The organism is Methylobacterium indicum (assembly GCF_001043895.1).
Classification (GTDB): domain Bacteria; phylum Pseudomonadota; class Alphaproteobacteria; order Rhizobiales; family Beijerinckiaceae; genus Methylobacterium; species Methylobacterium indicum.
This window is the reverse complement of sequence record NZ_JTHF01000469.1, coordinates 1-1,057: the sequence shown is the minus strand read 5'-3', so window position 1 is coordinate 1,057 and position 1,057 is coordinate 1. Positions and strand designations below refer to the sequence as shown.

Here is a 1,057-nt window from a genome sequence, read left to right as displayed (position 1 = left end):
CGAGGCGCCTCGTGCCCGTCACTCGAGCGATATGGCCCTGTCCCTCCGTCACCATCTCCAGGTCGCGCAAAAGTCGTCGCACTTGGCGGTCAAGTGCCGTCCGATCGAGACCGACAGACATCACCATCCCAAACTCGTCGCCTCCTAGCCTGGCCGGAAAACTCCCGTCGTCGCGATAGACGCGCAACCGATCGGCGACACGGCGCAGCACCGCATCGCCTGCAGCGTGGCCGAAGGCGTCGTTGACACCTTTGAAGCCGTCGAGGTCGATAAGAAGTACGGCAACATCACCATTCAGGGCACGCGCCTCGCGTAGCCGTACATCTAGAACACGATGGAACTCGGCTCTGTTGGCAAGCTGGGTCAATTCGTCGGTGCAAGCTCGATGACGAAGGCGCTGCTCTAATTCGTGCCGTTCCGTGATATCCTGAATCAAGCCAATAAGAGCGACCGGCTTACCTTTGATCAATTCGATCTCGCACGAGCACCGGACCCGCCGGGGGTTGCCCTTGGCTGTTACGAAATCGGCGTCCATCTCGAAGGGTTCGCCCGTATCCAATGTGCGCATGACTGCGGCGATGAACGCAGTACGATCCGGCTCCGGGAGGTGGTTCATGATATCGCGGTTCGGCACGCCGCCACTGACGGGACGTTCGTGAACGGCGAAAGCGCCATCGGACCAAGAGGTGGACTGCTTCTCGATATCGTAACGGTACGACCCGATATGGGCCATGCGCTCGGCCTGTTTGAATTGACGGCGTTCGCGCTCCAGTCGTTCGACGGTCAGTCGGTGCTCCTCCGCGGCCTCGGTAGCGCGAAGCGCGATGGTTCGGGCGTCGATCAGGGCCTCGGCGATGCAGGCCAACTGCTCCAGAACTTCAAGGTCGCTCGTCTGCGGTCCGCGTGGTTGCTCGTCGAGGACGCAGATCGTGCCGATCGTCACCGCCTCACTTTCGAGGCGCCGGACGCGAAGTGGAACGCCCGCGTAGTAGCGGATATTCGGGGCGCCGGTCACGAACGGGCTGTCGGCGAAGCGCGCGTCGAGGCGGGCATCCGC

General features: G+C 62.3%; 1 protein-coding gene. It reads right to left on the bottom strand.

Annotated features, from left to right (window positions below; genetic code table 11):
• A partial coding sequence (locus QR78_RS31555; protein WP_048431595.1) for a diguanylate cyclase domain-containing protein occupies positions 1-1,057 on the bottom strand: 1,057 nt, incomplete at both ends.